This window comes from Nostoc linckia z4, assembly GCF_002608075.1.
Lineage (GTDB): Bacteria > Cyanobacteriota > Cyanobacteriia > Cyanobacteriales > Nostocaceae > Nostoc > Nostoc linckia.
This window is the reverse complement of record NZ_LAHA01000059.1, coordinates 1-15000: the sequence shown is the minus strand read 5'-3', so window position 1 is coordinate 15000 and position 15000 is coordinate 1. Positions and strand designations below refer to the sequence as shown.

Annotated in this window: 9 protein-coding genes; 4 read left to right on the top strand and 5 right to left on the bottom strand. The window is 42.7% G+C overall.

Going from position 1 to position 15000, the window contains the following annotated elements:
- Positions 1–38: 38 nt before the first annotated feature.
- Positions 39–746 (top strand): Uma2 family endonuclease, encoded by a 708-nt coding sequence (locus tag VF06_RS31275; RefSeq protein WP_099069978.1) that lies wholly within the window; start codon positions 39–41, stop codon positions 744–746.
- A 522-nt stretch (positions 747–1268) separates the two neighbouring features.
- Here the strand turns inward: VF06_RS31275 and VF06_RS43420 are convergent.
- The 5 genes from VF06_RS43420 to pip all read right to left on the bottom strand — a co-directional run bounded on the left by VF06_RS43420 (position 1269) and on the right by pip (position 8103).
- Positions 1269–1970, bottom strand: coding sequence for a DUF4926 domain-containing protein (locus VF06_RS43420; protein ID WP_099069979.1), 702 nt, complete (start codon positions 1968–1970; stop codon positions 1269–1271).
- 101 nt (positions 1971–2071) lie between these two features.
- Entirely contained in the window at positions 2072–2437 is a 366-nt protein-coding gene (locus tag VF06_RS31265; protein ID WP_099069980.1) for a DUF6883 domain-containing protein, read from the bottom strand.
- Positions 2434–5286 (bottom strand): leucine-rich repeat domain-containing protein, encoded by a 2853-nt coding sequence (locus tag VF06_RS31260; protein WP_244917970.1) that lies wholly within the window; start codon positions 5284–5286, stop codon positions 2434–2436. The genes VF06_RS31265 and VF06_RS31260 overlap by 4 nt, the downstream gene beginning before the upstream one ends.
- A gap of 398 nt (positions 5287–5684) precedes the next feature.
- Positions 5685–6938, bottom strand: a complete 1254-nt coding sequence (gene xseA, locus VF06_RS31255) for an exodeoxyribonuclease VII large subunit (RefSeq protein WP_099069981.1) — start codon at positions 6936–6938, stop codon at positions 5685–5687.
- Between the two features lie 214 nt (positions 6939–7152).
- Entirely contained in the window at positions 7153–8103 is a 951-nt protein-coding gene (gene pip, locus VF06_RS31250; protein ID WP_099069982.1) for a prolyl aminopeptidase, read from the bottom strand.
- Between the two features lie 171 nt (positions 8104–8274).
- Between pip and VF06_RS31245 the strand changes: the two genes are divergently transcribed.
- The 3 genes from VF06_RS31245 to VF06_RS31230 all read left to right on the top strand — a co-directional run bounded on the left by VF06_RS31245 (position 8275) and on the right by VF06_RS31230 (position 14341).
- A complete protein-coding gene (locus VF06_RS31245; RefSeq protein ID WP_099069983.1) occupies positions 8275–10494 on the top strand; it encodes a GUN4 domain-containing protein in 2220 nt (739 codons plus the stop codon).
- Positions 10495–10669: 175 nt separating this feature from the next.
- Positions 10670–12019, top strand: a complete 1350-nt coding sequence (locus VF06_RS31240; RefSeq protein ID WP_099069984.1) for a hypothetical protein — start codon at positions 10670–10672, stop codon at positions 12017–12019.
- Between the two features lie 552 nt (positions 12020–12571).
- A complete protein-coding gene (locus VF06_RS31230; protein WP_099084292.1) occupies positions 12572–14341 on the top strand; it encodes an RluA family pseudouridine synthase in 1770 nt (589 codons plus the stop codon).
- The last annotated feature ends 659 nt before the right edge of the window (positions 14342–15000 follow it).

The window sequence follows — 15000 nt, the reverse complement described above, 5'->3', positions numbered from 1 at the left end:
GATACAATCAATTTAACCACCTCTACCGCCTGCTTTTCGTGGTCAACACTTCTCCACAAAATTCGACTCCAATTCATTCTCCCTCATATATTCCGCCTCTTGAGAGTGGCGATCGCTTGACTCGCCCAGAATTTGAGCGTCGCTACAATGCCATGCCCAACCTCAAAAAAGCCGAATTAATTGAAGGAGTCGTTTACGTGTCATCACCTTTGCGCTTTGAACCACACGCCGAACCACACGCGAATTTGATGATCTGGCTCGGAAATTATAAAGTAGCAACGCCAGGTGTCAGACTAGGTGATAATCCAACTGTGCGGCTAGATTTAGATAATGAACCCCAACCAGATGCCATTTTGTTAATTGATGCAGCCTGTGGCGGAAAATCTCAGTTGGGTAGTGATGGTTATGTGGAAGGTGCGCCAGAATTAGTCGCAGAAGTCGCCGCTAGCAGTGCTACTAAAGATTTATATGATAAAAAACGCGCCTATCGTCGCAATGGTATTCAAGAATATATTGTTTGGCAGGTTTTTGAGCAAACTATAAGTTGGTTCAGCTTGCAAGATGGTGAATACATAACACTGACACCAAATGCCTCAGGCATCATTGAAAGTCAAATATTTCCTGGATTATGGCTGGATGTCTCAGCATTAGTTAATGACAATATGCAACAGGTTTTAGCGGTGTTGCAAACAGGGCTAAATTCAGCTGAACATCAAGCGTTTGTTCAGCAGTTGAACAATAGCTGATTTATTGACACTCGCACAGCTATCAAAACATAGCGAGCTAGCATTTATGGGGCTTCCAAATAAAAAAATATACAATTTTTCTTGTGGGGTGGGCGTCTCGCCCGCCCGTTGACAGGGGCGGACAAGATGTCCACCCCACAAGAGTGGATAATTTATTTCTTGGTAATCCCTATGATTTCGGCGATCGCATTTATGATTTTGCGAGCGCATTTATGATTTTGCGAGCGCATTTATGATTTTGCGAGCGCATTTATAATTTTGCGAGCGCATTTATAATTTTGCGAGCGCATTTATGATTTTTGCGAGCGCATTTATGATTTTTGCGAGCGCATTTATGATTTCGGCGAGCGCATTTATAATTTTGCGAGGGCATTTATAATTTTGCGAGCGCATTTATGATTTTTGCGATCGCATTTGTTATTTTGGCGAACCCATTTGTTATTTTGGCGATCGCTAGTTCAATTTTCATTCAATCAAAGGCGGGCATCATTTCAAGCGGATCGCCTCTGGAGTGAGAAAAGTCTATTTACCAGAAGGAAGCTTTAGTTCGATGTTTAATTTGCTCCCTATTTCCATAACATTGTTTGCAAAGTCTGTCATACCTGCGATCGGGGCAGCAATTACACTAGCAGCAGTTAGTAAAGCTAGTAGACGCTTTTTGAGTTTGGGTACATTGCGTTCTTTTTCTGGCTTTTGAATTTCTGCTTCTACATCATCAATATCAATGATAATGTCTTCGCGGGTAATGTCTTTGCTGATTACTTCCGGGAATTGGGCGGCAGTTTGGCGCATGGTGCTGATGATTTGCATTAGTTCTGCTACGCTTGCGCCGCTTGTTTGATTAAGGTTGCTTACTGTGGCTTGGGCTTGGTTTTGAGCGACAATTCCAATAGTTGCGTTTTTGAAGTCATTTTGGTTTTTATCACCTTGAATTTTATCACCTTGGATTTTATCGCCTGCAACGTTATCGCCTTTGCCGTATTGATTGATGGTGTTAGACATAGTTTTTAGGGGTTTGTAATGGAGTTTAAGAAGCTGATGGGCTGGTAAGGCTTGCATGGCATAGGTTTGACCGTCATCATCGCTAAATTCTACTTCGTATACTTCAGGGGCGAGGATTTCGACAATGGTTCCCACTTGACCTGCAAGCAAGTTATGTTCGGATAAGGGAATTTTAAGAGCAACAATATCTAATAAATTTAGTGTATTTGGAGTTGCAAGCATAAGTATTACCTCAAAATATAGCAACTAACGAGACGGGGAAAATCTTCGGTGGGGCGGACGATCCAAGTTGTGCGGATGTTAGGGGATTACCAAGAAATAAATTATCCACTCTTGTGGGGTGGACATCTTGTCCGCCCCTTTCCACGGGCGGGCGAGACGCCCACCCCACAAAAAAAGTTGTATATTTTTTTATTTGGAAGAGCGCTAGCAGTGTTTTGGTTGCGGGTGATGGGAAAATCGACGATATAGCGTTGACCATATTCATCTAACAGGCTGGGAACTGCTTCATAATTCTGAATTGCATCTTGAATTAGCAGTTGTAGAATTTCTGCATCATCGCTACCTAAATCTAGAATAGCGGCAAATAATCTGGCTTTGTGCTTTCCGCGATTGTGTTGGGCGTTGAGGCTATAGTTTTGCAGTTTGTTGCGATCGATAAAGGCTAATTCAAAGTTGGGTAACTTCATCCGATTTTATTGCCTTTGACACCATCGCCACCATAATTATCGCCTTCTCCATGTTGGTTAATGGTTTTAGAACGGCGATCGCTAACATTGACATTAACTGTAACAGGTGAATCATCTCTTTCTATATCAATAAATCGATCGCCTTTTAATTTTCTTTGACGTATTCCAATGTCTTCATAGCCATCTAAAAGTTGACGCAAATCGAGTTTGAGCTTGAGTTCACCAATAACTTTATGGGTTTCTCCCATCTCTTCGAGTCCGAGTAATTCTGAGTATTTGAGCGGATCGTGTTCGGGATAGTTGGGAACGGGAACCCATTCGGTGATTTCGAGATTGGGAAGACTTTTGTGGATTTTTTGGAAGACATCGCGGAGAATACCGAGAAATAAGCGCCGTGTTTCTTTACGTCCGCTAATGGTGATGAAGATTTTTTTGTCTTCGGGATCGGCTTTGATGCGAGCAATGTTGTAGATTTCGTTGTTTTCTTGATATTGCAGCATTACGCCACTGCGCCAATAGATTTGGTTATGAATTTTTTCGTGGCTGATGACGATGAAGCGGGAAATGATGCTTTCGGGGAGAACTTTGTAATGGTATTGAAATTCCAGGGTTTCGCCGTGGAGTTTTGTTTCTTCTGGTTGGTCTTTAGGCAAAAGTCCCGCAATCAGGAATTGTGGTGGTTGACATTCTAGTGCAAAGCAAAGCTCAAATTCTTTCATCAGCCCGATCAGATAACTGTGACGCTTGGTAGGGTAGCGTTCTGGATTGAGGATGCGGGTGAGATCGGTGTGCGTGAAAATGCCTTTAGTTTTAGTTTTGAGGTTTTCATCGCTCAGGAGCGTGTAAATGCCTTCTGTCACCCAGTTGGGTTTGAGGACGTTGGTATCTTTGAGGATGGGATGATCGCGGAAGTTGAGAACTAAGCCGAGTCGATGCAGCAAGTCGATGAGTTGATCATGGTTTTGTTCTTCGGGAATCATGTTTTCGTAGCAGATGCAGATGTAGCGGTTGTAGCTGATGAAGTCTTCAGTCATGGATTCGAGTTTTTGTTTAACCTCAAACCATGAGAGGGGTAGAAGGTCGTAGACTTCTTTGAGGTTGGCAATTTGCTGCAAAATTGCGGTGCGAAGTTCATCAATGCCGATATTGTCTTGGCAGGAGGTTTCGATAATCGCTTGGATGTTAGGATATTTTTCGCGTAATGCTTTGCGGTTGATGTCGAGGGGTTGTTCGTCTTTTTTGTTGCCAACGATAATCACGGGAGACTGTCCGCCGAAGCTTTCGATTAGTTTCAGCCAATATTCGATGCGGTTTTCTTCTTCACTGGTGCGACAATTACAAACCAGGAGATAGAGACTGCGCTTAGTTAGAAAAAACTGATGGGTGGCATGATAAATTTCCTGTCCACCAAAGTCCCAAACATTGAGGCGGATGTCTTTGCTATTGACCTGCACGTTCCAAGTTTCCACATTGAGTCCGTCGGTTTGGGGTTGATTTTTATCATATTTATTGTGGATTAGTCGCTGAATGAGGGATGTTTTGCCGACGCTACCTTGTCCGACAAGCAAGAGTTTGGCTTCGTGTAATGGTCGAGTTTCACTTGTGTGAATTTGCCTCAAGTAATTAAAAATCTCTTTTGCATCGTTTGAATTAAGAATTTCTAATGGTATCTGGGTTATTTGGTTGTTACACAGGTGAAGCTGCGTCAGATTGGTTAATTGCGCGATCGCCTCTGGAATCTCGGTTATTTGGTTGCCACTCAGGTGAAGCTGCGTCAGATTGGTTAATTGCGCGATCGCCTCTGGAATCTCGGTTATTTGGTTGCCACTCAGGTGAAGCTGCGTCAGATTGGTTAATTGCGCGATCGCCTCTGGAATCTCGGTTATTTGGTTGACACTCAGGTGAAGCTGCGTCAGATTGGTTAAATTAGCGATCGCCTCTGGAATCTCGGTTATTTGGTTGTTAAGGAGGACAAGGTGCGTCAAATTGGTTAATTTAGCGATCGCCTCTGGAATCTGGGTTATTTGGTTGGAACTGAGTTGAAGCTGCGTCAGATTGGTTAATTTAGCGATCACCTCTGGAATCTCGGTTATTTTGTTGAGACCGAGGCGAAGCTGCGTCAGATTGGTTAATTTAGCGATCGCCTCTGGAATCTGTGTTATTTGGTTGCCACTGAGGAGAAGCTGCGTCAGATTGGTTAATTTAGCGATCGCCTCTGGAATCTCGGTGATTTGGTTGGAAAAGAGGTCAAGCTGCGTCAGATTGGTTAATTTAGCGATCGCTTCTGGAATCTCGGTGATTTGGTTGGAAAAGAGGTCAAGCTTCGTCAGATTGGTTAAATTAGCGATCGCTTCTGGAATCTGGGTTATTTGGTTGTCACTGAGGTCAAGCTGCGTCAGATTGGATAAATTAGCCAGCACCTCTGGAATCTGGGTTATTTGGTTGTCACTGAGGTTAAGCTCCCTCAGATTGGTTAATTTAGCGAGCGCATCAGGTATTTCAGTTAGCTCTACTTGAATTAAGATAAGTTCCTCTAAATGTAGTATTTGCGTTACCACATCGGGAATGCTCTCTAAAGGATTGCCACTAATATCCAACTTACGCAAATTAGGCAAATCCAATAGTTCGAGTGGAAGCGTTTTTAAATTGTTGCCTGAAACCTTTTCGAAAAAGCGGCCTTCTACTTCTTCATAACCTTTAACCTTCTTTCCCAAAATCAAAGACTCAAGCTGCTTCAACTTACCAATTTCTACAGGTAACTCAGTCAACTCCTGCCCCGACAAGTCTAACTCTTGCCAACCCTCAGCCACGGCGCGATCTATCAGTACCAATAACTCATCCTGCGTCATAATTCCAAGGAAAAGGGTGAGGAAAGAAGATTGATAAAGATTATCTTAGCTGATTAGGAAAAAATGCTACATCTTCGCTTTTTGGCGATGCCTGCGGCGGGCTACGCCAACGCGCCTTGAGATGATGGGAAAAGCGATCGCGCCAGTGCTAATACCATTTCTTTGCGAAGCTGCAATATATTTTACCCCTCCCTAACCCTCCCCTTATAAAGGGGAGGGAACAAGATTTTCCGGTTTCCCCCCTTTACAAGGGGGGATTAAGGGGGGTCTAGTAAAGCGCATCTTCATAGAGAATTGGTATAATTTGTCAGTTTGCTGTTTGGGATATTGCGGATTTAGGCGATGGCCTCAAAATGCGATCGCATATATCTAAATCTGGTTTCTAGCTATCTCTGTGATTACACCTGCGATGGATTTTTGGCATTGTTCGTTTCCGTAACTTTCACTTTCACCTCACCCTGTGCCAACTGAATCGATAAATCTTGCCCCACTTCTAACTCAGCCGCATTCCGAGCGATCGCTCCATTTTCTTGTCTCACCACCGCATAACCACGCTGTAACACCGCTTTCGGGTCAAGAGTTGCCAACTTTTGCCGTAACAATTCTAAATGCTGCTTTGCTTGGTGCGATCGGGCGATCGTTACTTGTACCAATTGCTGACGCTTCCAAGCTAGCTTCTGTGTCTCCTGCTCTAGTTGCCGATCTAACCGCAAACGTCGCAAACGATTCCGTAATCCTTGCAGTTTATTTTCAGCATTTTCCCCAAAGTTATGCACCGCCTCATGCAAAGCTAGAACTCGTTGCCGATGCTCAGCATACAATTGTGCAATTGCGGGTACAACTGTTTCCGCCGCCGCCGTTGGTGTATGCACACATACATCTGCAACTAAATCTACTAAAGATTCATCTCTTTGATGACCAATACCAGTAATTACCGGAATGGAACAATTAGCAACAGCTCGCACCACTCGTTCATCATTAAAGCAAGCCAATTCCTCAATTGCCCCACCACCACGGGATAAAATTAACACCTCGGCGCGCCCATCCCAGTCAACACGTTCAATTGCTTTAACTATGGATTCTGGTGCTTGCTCGCCTTGTACTGTGGCTGGAGAAAATAAAACGTGTAAACCTGGATACCTTTGCTTGAGAGTTTTTTGAATATCACCCCAAGCCGCCGCAGTTGGTGAAGTGACGACGGCGATAGTTTGGGGGTGGATGGGGAGCGATCGCTTTCTTTGGCGATCGAATAACCCCTCAGCCAGCAAGCGATTTTTGAGTTGTTGATAGCGTAGCGCCTGTAAACCAACACCAGCAGGTAAAGCCTGCCAAACTGATAACTGATACTCTCCCCGTTGCGGATAAACTCGAATACTGCCCAAAATAATTATCTGTTCGCCGGCAACGGGTATCTGGGCGAGTTTTGCCAATTGACTATTCCACACCACACACTTAATTCCTGCCGTACCATCCGTATCTTGCAGCGTGAAAAATAACCCACTGCGATGGTGGTTAGCACTGGAAACTTCTCCAGTCACCCAAACTTGGCGCAATTGTTCATCTTGCTCTAACAGTAACCGGATATAGTCGGTTAAACCAGATACCGAAAGTGCTGCATCCAGAATCAGAGAGTCGGGAGTGTCGAAAGTCATCAAAGATGCCTAAAAGCAAAAGCTTAATCAAATATTAGCAAATAACGTTAATTGATATATATGGGAATCCGATTTGATTAAACAAATTCAATGGGTTTAAGTCCCCCGGTTCTATAACCGGTCAGTTTTGTGGTGGGGTCTAAATCCCCATTACAAAACTATACTTCCGACTTCCGACTTCTTTAATGCTGATTAGCCGATCAATTCGCCAATTCTACTTCAAGTTTGCAAACTTATCTGTTGCTTCAATCAAAGCACTACGAATTCCTGGTTCGCTCATGGAATGACCCGCATCAGGAATTACAATAAATTCGGCTTCTGGCCAAGCACGATGTAATTCCCAAGCTGATATCATTGGGCAAACTACATCATAACGTCCCTGAACAATGACAGCAGGAATATGGCGGATGCGATGGACATTTGCAAGTAATAAATCTTCTGTTTCAAAGAATCCTTTATTGATAAAATAATGGCATTCAATACGAGCAAAAGCCGAGGCAAATTCATTATCGGCAAACTTTTCTATGAGTTCGGGATCGAACAAAAGTCTACTTGTACTCGCTTCCCAAATTGACCAAGCACGGGCCGCTGTTAATTGGACTTGTAAATCTGGGCTAGTTAAGCGTTTGTAATATGCTGCAATTAAATCGTGACGCTCATCTTCAGGAATTGGTTTTAAATATTCTTCCCAAGCATCGGGAAAAATATAGCTAGTACCTTCTTGGTAAAACCATTGCAACTCTTTTTGTCTGAGCATGAAAATACCACGAAGAATTAATCCCGCGCATCGAGAAGGATGGGTTTGACTGTAGGCTAATGATAAAGTGCTACCCCAACTACCACCAAACACCGTCCATTTTTCTATACCTAAATGTTGGCGCAGTTTTTCGATATCATTAACTAAATCCCAAGTGGTGTTTTCTCGTAATTCAGCGTGGGGTTTGCTTTGACCGCAACCACGCTGGTCAAACATCACCAAACGCCATTTTTCTGGGTGGAAATATTGGCGATAAAAAGGCGGACATCCACCACCAGGCCCCCCATGCAGCAATACGATGGGTTGGCCTTGGGGGTTACCCGACTCTTCAAAATGGATAGTGTGTAGGTCAGAAACCTGTAAATTTCCTTCTCGATAAGGTTCTCTGGCTGGATAAAGTTCTCGCATTTTAGATATCCTATGGGCAATATAATTGTAGCGATCGCTATAACTTTAAAAAACTTGCAAACAATAAATTGTCCCAAAAGCAATGTGACAATTTCAGTAATTTTTGCCAGTGCGATTGAATAATATTTATATCAAAGCTACCGTACTTTTCCTGTTAAGGAATCTTAACAAATGTGTCCAGTTGGTGTTCGTACTAGTCACTCAACTCATGCCTTAGAAACCGGCTTAGCAAAAATTTGGCTGATACTGGTGGGAGTAAACCAATACCAGGATGAGCAAATACCGTGTTTGCGTTATTCAGCAGTGGATTGTCAGGGTTTAGGAGAAGCATTAAACGCTGCAACTGCCGGATTTCCACAAAAGGATATCAGAATTTACCATGATTTTGCTCAACAGCAGCCACTCTTAGAAAATATCTCTACAAGTCTTAAAGAAGTAGCTACTGCGAGTAAATCAACCGACACTATTCTGTTTTATTTTTCCGGACATGGAATGCTAGAGCCATCCAACCGGGAGGTGGTATTGTGTCTCCAAGATACTCAAAAAGACAATTTAATCAATACTGGTTTGCAGTTGCAAGAATTATTGCAATTATTAGAAAATTGTCCAGCCCAGCAGCAATTAATATGGCTTGATGCTTGTCATAGCGGTGGTATGACATTGTTTGGCGCTAGGGGAGAAGCAACAAAAGACTCGCAACTCAACCCTACACAGGAATTAGTCGAAATTCTCCGCCAACGCGCTGCTAAAAGAAAGGGATTTTATGCTTTATTATCTTGCGATGGCGACCAACAATCTTGGGAATTTCCCCAACTCAAGCATGGAGTATTCACTTACTATTTAATTCGGGGACTGCGGGGAGAAGCTGCTGATTCCCAAGGTGTGATTGAAGCAGATGGACTTTATCGTTACGTTTATCACCAAACCCTGGCATATATAGATAAAACTAATCAGCAATTGCGGGTAATTAATCAGCTTAAAAAAAGCCGTGGTGAAAACCAAATTCATCCCGAATATCCATCTCAAACCCCGAAGCGCATCGTGGAAGGAACTGGAGAGGTAATTTTAGGAATCAAACCACATAAAACAGCATCTTTAAAACATCCGCGACAAGCATTAATTATCGAAGGATTTCCCAAAAGCCAAAGTGCTTTAGCTTTGAGTAAAATACTCAATACATCTGGTTACTTTGAAGTCAATTATTGGAGTGTTAGCGAAACAACTCCAGCTACCAATGTCCGCAAAGCCATTCAAAAGTGTTTGCTTTCTGAAGCTTTTTCTGAATCACCCAGTAACGTCAATATTGTGGAAGAAATCCCCACTGTATTTTTATATTTAAGAGGCAAGATTCAAGAAACAGAACAAGGAGAAGCTGTATTTATACTTGCCGATAATATTATCATTAATCGTTCTTGGTTAAAAAAACAGCTACGCCGTTGTAGTTCGCAACAAATAATTATCCTCGATTGTCCTCAAGAAAGTGGCACTTGTGTATCTGTGCGGGATTGGGTGGAAGAACTGCAACTAGGACTAGATACTGAACAATGTTTAATTGCTGCTGCTGCGCCATCTTCAGAAAATCAACGCTTTGCTTCTTCTTTAGTAGACACCCTTAGTAAAGGCGTACAGTTTCCTAGCAAACCTACTATCCAACAATCTGGACTCACCGCAGCAGCTTGGATTACACAATTACAAATAGAGTTATCAGGTAGTGATATCCAATTATATTTTTGGTTAATTGGATTTCAAGGTGTGATTGAAGTTTTCCCAGGAAAAACTTTATTTTCTAGCGATACTTCCGAAGAAAAAGGTGAAGATATAGATGATTTGAGTTCATCTGTGGGTTTAGATTACACTCATTTGCGAGATTTATTGAAAGCTGAGAGATGGTTGGAGGCGGATCGGGAAACTACAACTTTGATGTTAAAAGTAGCTGGTAAAGCAGAAAAAGATTATCTTGATTTAGCAAGTGTGGAAAACTTTTCTTGCAGTGATTTATCTACTATCGATGGCCTGTGGGTTAAATATAGTCGGGGACGCTTTGGTTTTGGCGTTCAAAAAGGTATTTGGGAGAGTATTAGAGATACTTCTGGGGGCGATCCCGTGCTAGGTTTGATGATTGGCAATGATAATGTGATTGCTTCTGAAACTTGTATTGATTTTGCCAATCGTGTCGGCTGGCGTTTAAAAGATTCCTGGATAGATTATAGTCAGCTAAATGTAAATGATAATGCTCCCAATGGGCAGTTACCTTACTTTGGCTTTTTTGAACAAGTTTGGCGGGTAAAGGTATTGGGTGTTTGGGAATGGCATAGTGCGATCGCCACAGCTTCTTGGTGGCGATTATGTGTTGCTTTATTCTCTCGCATTCAAAGTTGTCAAATCAACTAGAGATGGGGTCATGGGTCATTGATTATTAGTTATCAACAAAGGATTAGTGACTAATGACCAATGACTAATGACTAATGACAGATTAAGATATGTTTTTCAGACAAGTTTTTTAATATTGAAGTGACTCAAGTATGGTTAAACTACCGTTATAATAGTCGCTTTGGAATACCGCTCAATGCATAGAAATACAAAAAGATTTGCTGCTATTTTTGTGTTGGTGTTTTCTCTGATTGTTTCTCTCAACTTTGCTGTTATCGCCCAAGATACTCAAAATGTTCCTTCCCTGAATCCTTCACCATTTCGGACTTGTTCAGTTCCTTCTTATTTCAAAACTAAACAAGTCATTGCTGACAATGGCGGTGGCGAAGTAAAAATGGGCGATCGCATCAAGATTCAAGTCGAAGGATTATCAAAAGCAACAAATTTAACTGCTGGCGGTAATTCATTCGATCCTCGACAGTTAGTCTTGTATTTGAATGGCTATGAACTACAGGATGTATACGCACAACCAACCATTGTTATGGTGCGGAATGCAGAACAAAAACTGGTTGTTGATGAAGATTGGTTAGCCTTTCGACTCGAACGTAATGACCCATCTGAAAATGTCTGGAATGCCCTGATTGGTAGACCCAAATATAGCATTAACGTGGTGGCGGGGGTAGGCTGTCCCAATAAAATTGCAATTCCAGTCAGCAATCCTGAGTCACCTCCGCAAATAAAAATAGTTTTATTTTCGTGGCGTTTTTGGCTTTGTCTTCTTCTAGTTGTGGTTGTTGTTTTATTATTCACCAGGTATTGCCGAAACAGTCTTCGGAGTTCTGGTATAGAAGGAATTTACTCGAAAAAAGAGGTGATTGATGGTCAGGAATTGTTGATTCCAGAACAAGTTAACATTGAACCCCAACAACGGAAAACCCGAATCGCTCAATTCTTTCTTGGTCGAAAAAAAATCAATCGCAATCCTTTTAGTCTATCGGTATCTCAACTGGCTTTTTGGACATTGATAATTTTTGGCTCTTACATGATTATCTACGGCATCACAGGAGATTATACCAATATTTTAAACCAACAATCTCTAATATTATTAGGCATTAACTCCGTAACTGCCTTTGGTAGTTCCTTAATTGATGGACAAGGAGATGAGAGCAAAAGAAAGGGTTCTCAACGCGTTTCCGAAGGATTTTTTATAGATATATTATCTGATATTAATGGCATAAATTTTCATCGATTCCAAACATTTATTTGGACAGTTGCCATAGGAGTATTCTTTCTTTGGGAGGTGGGGAAAAATTTAGCTATGCCGGAATTTGATGAAACACTCCTGACGCTACAAGGAATCAGTTCCGCTACATATCTGGGACTGAGAGGACAAGAACAGCATGGAATGGTAAAAAATCCAGAAAACCCTAAATCCCAAAAAGATAACTCATTTGAACAACAGCCCATATCAGAAACAAACTATACACCGATGGCTGGAGAACAAGATTATCCACAAGAAAGTGATGCTTCTAGTAATTCTGGTTAAATTATACAAATTTTGGATTTTAGATTTTGAATTTTGGATTAATTCAAAACTTATATCTCAGGCTGATTCAATGAGCCTGGGATTTTTTTATCAAACAGAATTCAGGAGTCAGGAGCCAGAATTCAGAATGAATTATGTGCGAGTGGTGGATGAATAACTGGGTTTAAGACCCCCACCAAATTGTAGATTTGCTGGTCTTCTCCCAAGGGGAGACGCTACGCGAACAATCAGTCGCGGGTCTGAATCCCCGACTGATAGCGCAGCTAAGCCGTGTCCGCGTACCCCTGCTCTTAAGCAAGCTACGCGTAGCGTCTCGTAGAGAGCGTCTTGATTCTGACTCCTGAATTCTGAATTCTGAATTCTTCTTCAATCAGCAATGATGAATAATTTTAGATATTCTTGTAAATATGTAGTAATCATAAATCATTTGTGAAATATTACTGTTTAGGGTGTTGATTGTTGACACGCTACTACATTAATTTTATTTTCATTTGATAAATAACCTCTAATTGAAAACTCAGATACCAGGCTCATTGTTGAGTGTTGACTTTTATGGTAATTCTGCACTTTGTTTCCGATTTTATTGACTGTGATTTTGCTCTGGGCGACTCATCGCCTAGTTATTACTATGAAGGGTGTTGTCCCGAAACTGGCGATCGCTTAATATTACCCCGCACTCCATTATCGGAAGCCATCGCCCAAGGACTCATGCAATACCTTGGCAAAGATGACAGTTATTCTCGTGAAGGCAAAATGTATGGCATATTATTAGTTGAATTGCCCAATGGCGAACAACGAGTAATTAAGGCTTTCTCTGGTCTTTTACATGGTTGTAGTGTAGTTGAAGGTTGGGTGCCACCAATACCAGGAAGAGATGAAGTTGCTTTCCTGGAAGCCTGCACCTTGGCACAGTTAAACGCCATCAAGGAAGAAATTCTCACTTTGAAGCAACTTGAAGAACGCCAGCAGTATGAAACCTTGTGTGATGAGTTTGAGGAGCAACTACAAATAATAAGCGATCGCCATCGCCATTGCAAACATCAACGCCAACAAAAACGCCAGCAAATCTGCAATACCCTCACAGGAGAAGCCCTGGCTATTGCCCTTGAAGAACTCGACGCTGAAAGCCGTCAACAGAAAATTGAACGACGACAACTTAAACGCCAGCAAAATCAAGTTTTGCAGCCTCTACAGCAATTGATTACAGCCGCAGATACACGAATTCGAGAACTCAAACAACAGCGTAAAGCCCTGTCACGGCAATTACAAACTCAAATGCACGCCAGCTACAGCCTGACTAATTTTACTGGGCGATGGCAATCCTTACAACAATTGATGCCACAAGGTTCACCCACCGGTACGGGAGACTGTTGTGCCCCGAAGTTACTCCATTATGCCGCAACACATCATCTCAAACCTTTGGCAATGGCGGAGTTTTGGTGGGGAGCATCTTCAGTCAATCAAGATAAAATCCAGGGAGAATTTTATGGAGCATGTGCCGAACGATGTCAGCCATTGATGGGGTTTTTGCTCTCTGGGTTGGGGATGGGGGATGGGGGGAKGGGGGGATGCGGGGACACGGAGACACGGGGACGCAAAGACGCGGGGACAGAGGACATAAAGAGGTGGGGACACTCTGACACATCATCTTCTTTCACCGCGTCCCCGCGTCCCTCACTCTCCGTGTCCTCTTCGCTGCCCATTATCTATGAAGACGAATGGCTGATTGCTGTAGATAAAGCAGCGGGATTACTTTCAGTACCAGGGCGTTATGGCGATCGCCAAGATAGTGTTTGGAGTCGTTTGTATAATCTGTTACCTGATAGCATGAGTCTTGTATCTGTGCATCGGTTAGACCAAGAAACATCTGGTATTTTGTTGTTGGCGCGCGATCGCCAAACTCATCGACAACTAGGGCAGCAGTTCCAGCAGCGACAAGTCCGCAAGGTTTATGAAGCTTTGCTTTCAGGTTTTGTGGAAGTTGAGGAAGGTACAATTGAATTGCCATTGTGGGGAAATCCTGAAAATCGTCCTTATCAGCAAGTTGATTGGCAGCGTGGTAAACCGAGTTTGACACAATTCCAGGTGATGGCAAGGGAAGGAAATTACACTCGTGTAGAGTTTACACCCTTAACAGGACGTACCCATCAATTGAGAGTTCATGCGGCAGATGCGCGAGGACTGGGGGTGAGAATTTTAGGCGATCGCCTTTATGGATGCTGTGCAAACACAAATCGCTTACATCTACACGCTAGGGAACTTTGTTTTGAACATCCGCAACTAGGACGAACTTTACACTTAAAAGTCAAGACACCGTTTTAAATGTGTTGCACAAGCTACTGGTGTGGCAAGACTAAAATGTTAGGTGGAGGTTGGGTAAAGGTTAAAGGGAAAAGGAGAAGGGATAAAAAACATGAGTCCCTTTACCCCTTCCACTTTTCCCCACCAAGTTACCTTGGCGTATTACTAAATCCTGTTTATTAAAACAGAATAAAGGCGTCAGTCGTCAGAATTCAGTTAGGTATTCTGTATGACTGGCGGATGAATAATCGGCGTTTTTGCACCCCCACCAAATTGAAAATTTGGTGGTCTTTAATCAGTCGCGGGTCTGAATCCCCGACTGATTTATTCTGACTCCTGAATTCTGACTTCTGAATTCTTCTTCAATAAAACAGAATAAAGGCGTCAGTCGTCAGAATTCAGTTGGGTATTTTGTACGACTGGCGGATAGCGCAGCGTAAAGCCTGCAGCATGGCTTCGCTTAGAGCGACGTAGGAGCGTCTGAATAAGTGGGTTTAAGACCCCCACCAAATTTTCAATTTGGTGGTCTTCTCCCAAGGGGAGACGCTACGCGAACAATCAATGGCGGGTCGGAATCCCCCACTGATAGCGCAGCTAAGCCGTGTCCGCGTACCCCTGCTCTTAAGCAAGCTACGCGTAGCGTCTCGTAGAGAGCGTCTTGATTCTGAATTCTGAATTCT

Bases quoted from the DNA above. Each gene is read 5' to 3' on its own strand.
- VF06_RS43420 (WP_099069979.1), bottom strand. From the start codon at position 1,970: ATGCTTGCAACTCCAAATACACTAAATTTATTAGATATTGTTGCTCTT.
- VF06_RS31265 (WP_099069980.1), bottom strand. From the start codon at position 2,437: ATGAAGTTACCCAACTTTGAATTAGCCTTTATCGATCGCAACAAACTG.
- VF06_RS31260 (WP_244917970.1), bottom strand. From the start codon at position 5,286: ATGACGCAGGATGAGTTATTGGTACTGATAGATCGCGCCGTGGCTGAG.
- xseA (WP_099069981.1), bottom strand. From the start codon at position 6,938: ATGACTTTCGACACTCCCGACTCTCTGATTCTGGATGCAGCACTTTCG.
- pip (WP_099069982.1), bottom strand. From the start codon at position 8,103: ATGCGAGAACTTTATCCAGCCAGAGAACCTTATCGAGAAGGAAATTTA.
- VF06_RS31245 (WP_099069983.1), top strand. From the start codon at position 8,275: ATGTGTCCAGTTGGTGTTCGTACTAGTCACTCAACTCATGCCTTAGAA.
- VF06_RS31240 (WP_099069984.1), top strand. From the start codon at position 10,670: ATGCATAGAAATACAAAAAGATTTGCTGCTATTTTTGTGTTGGTGTTT.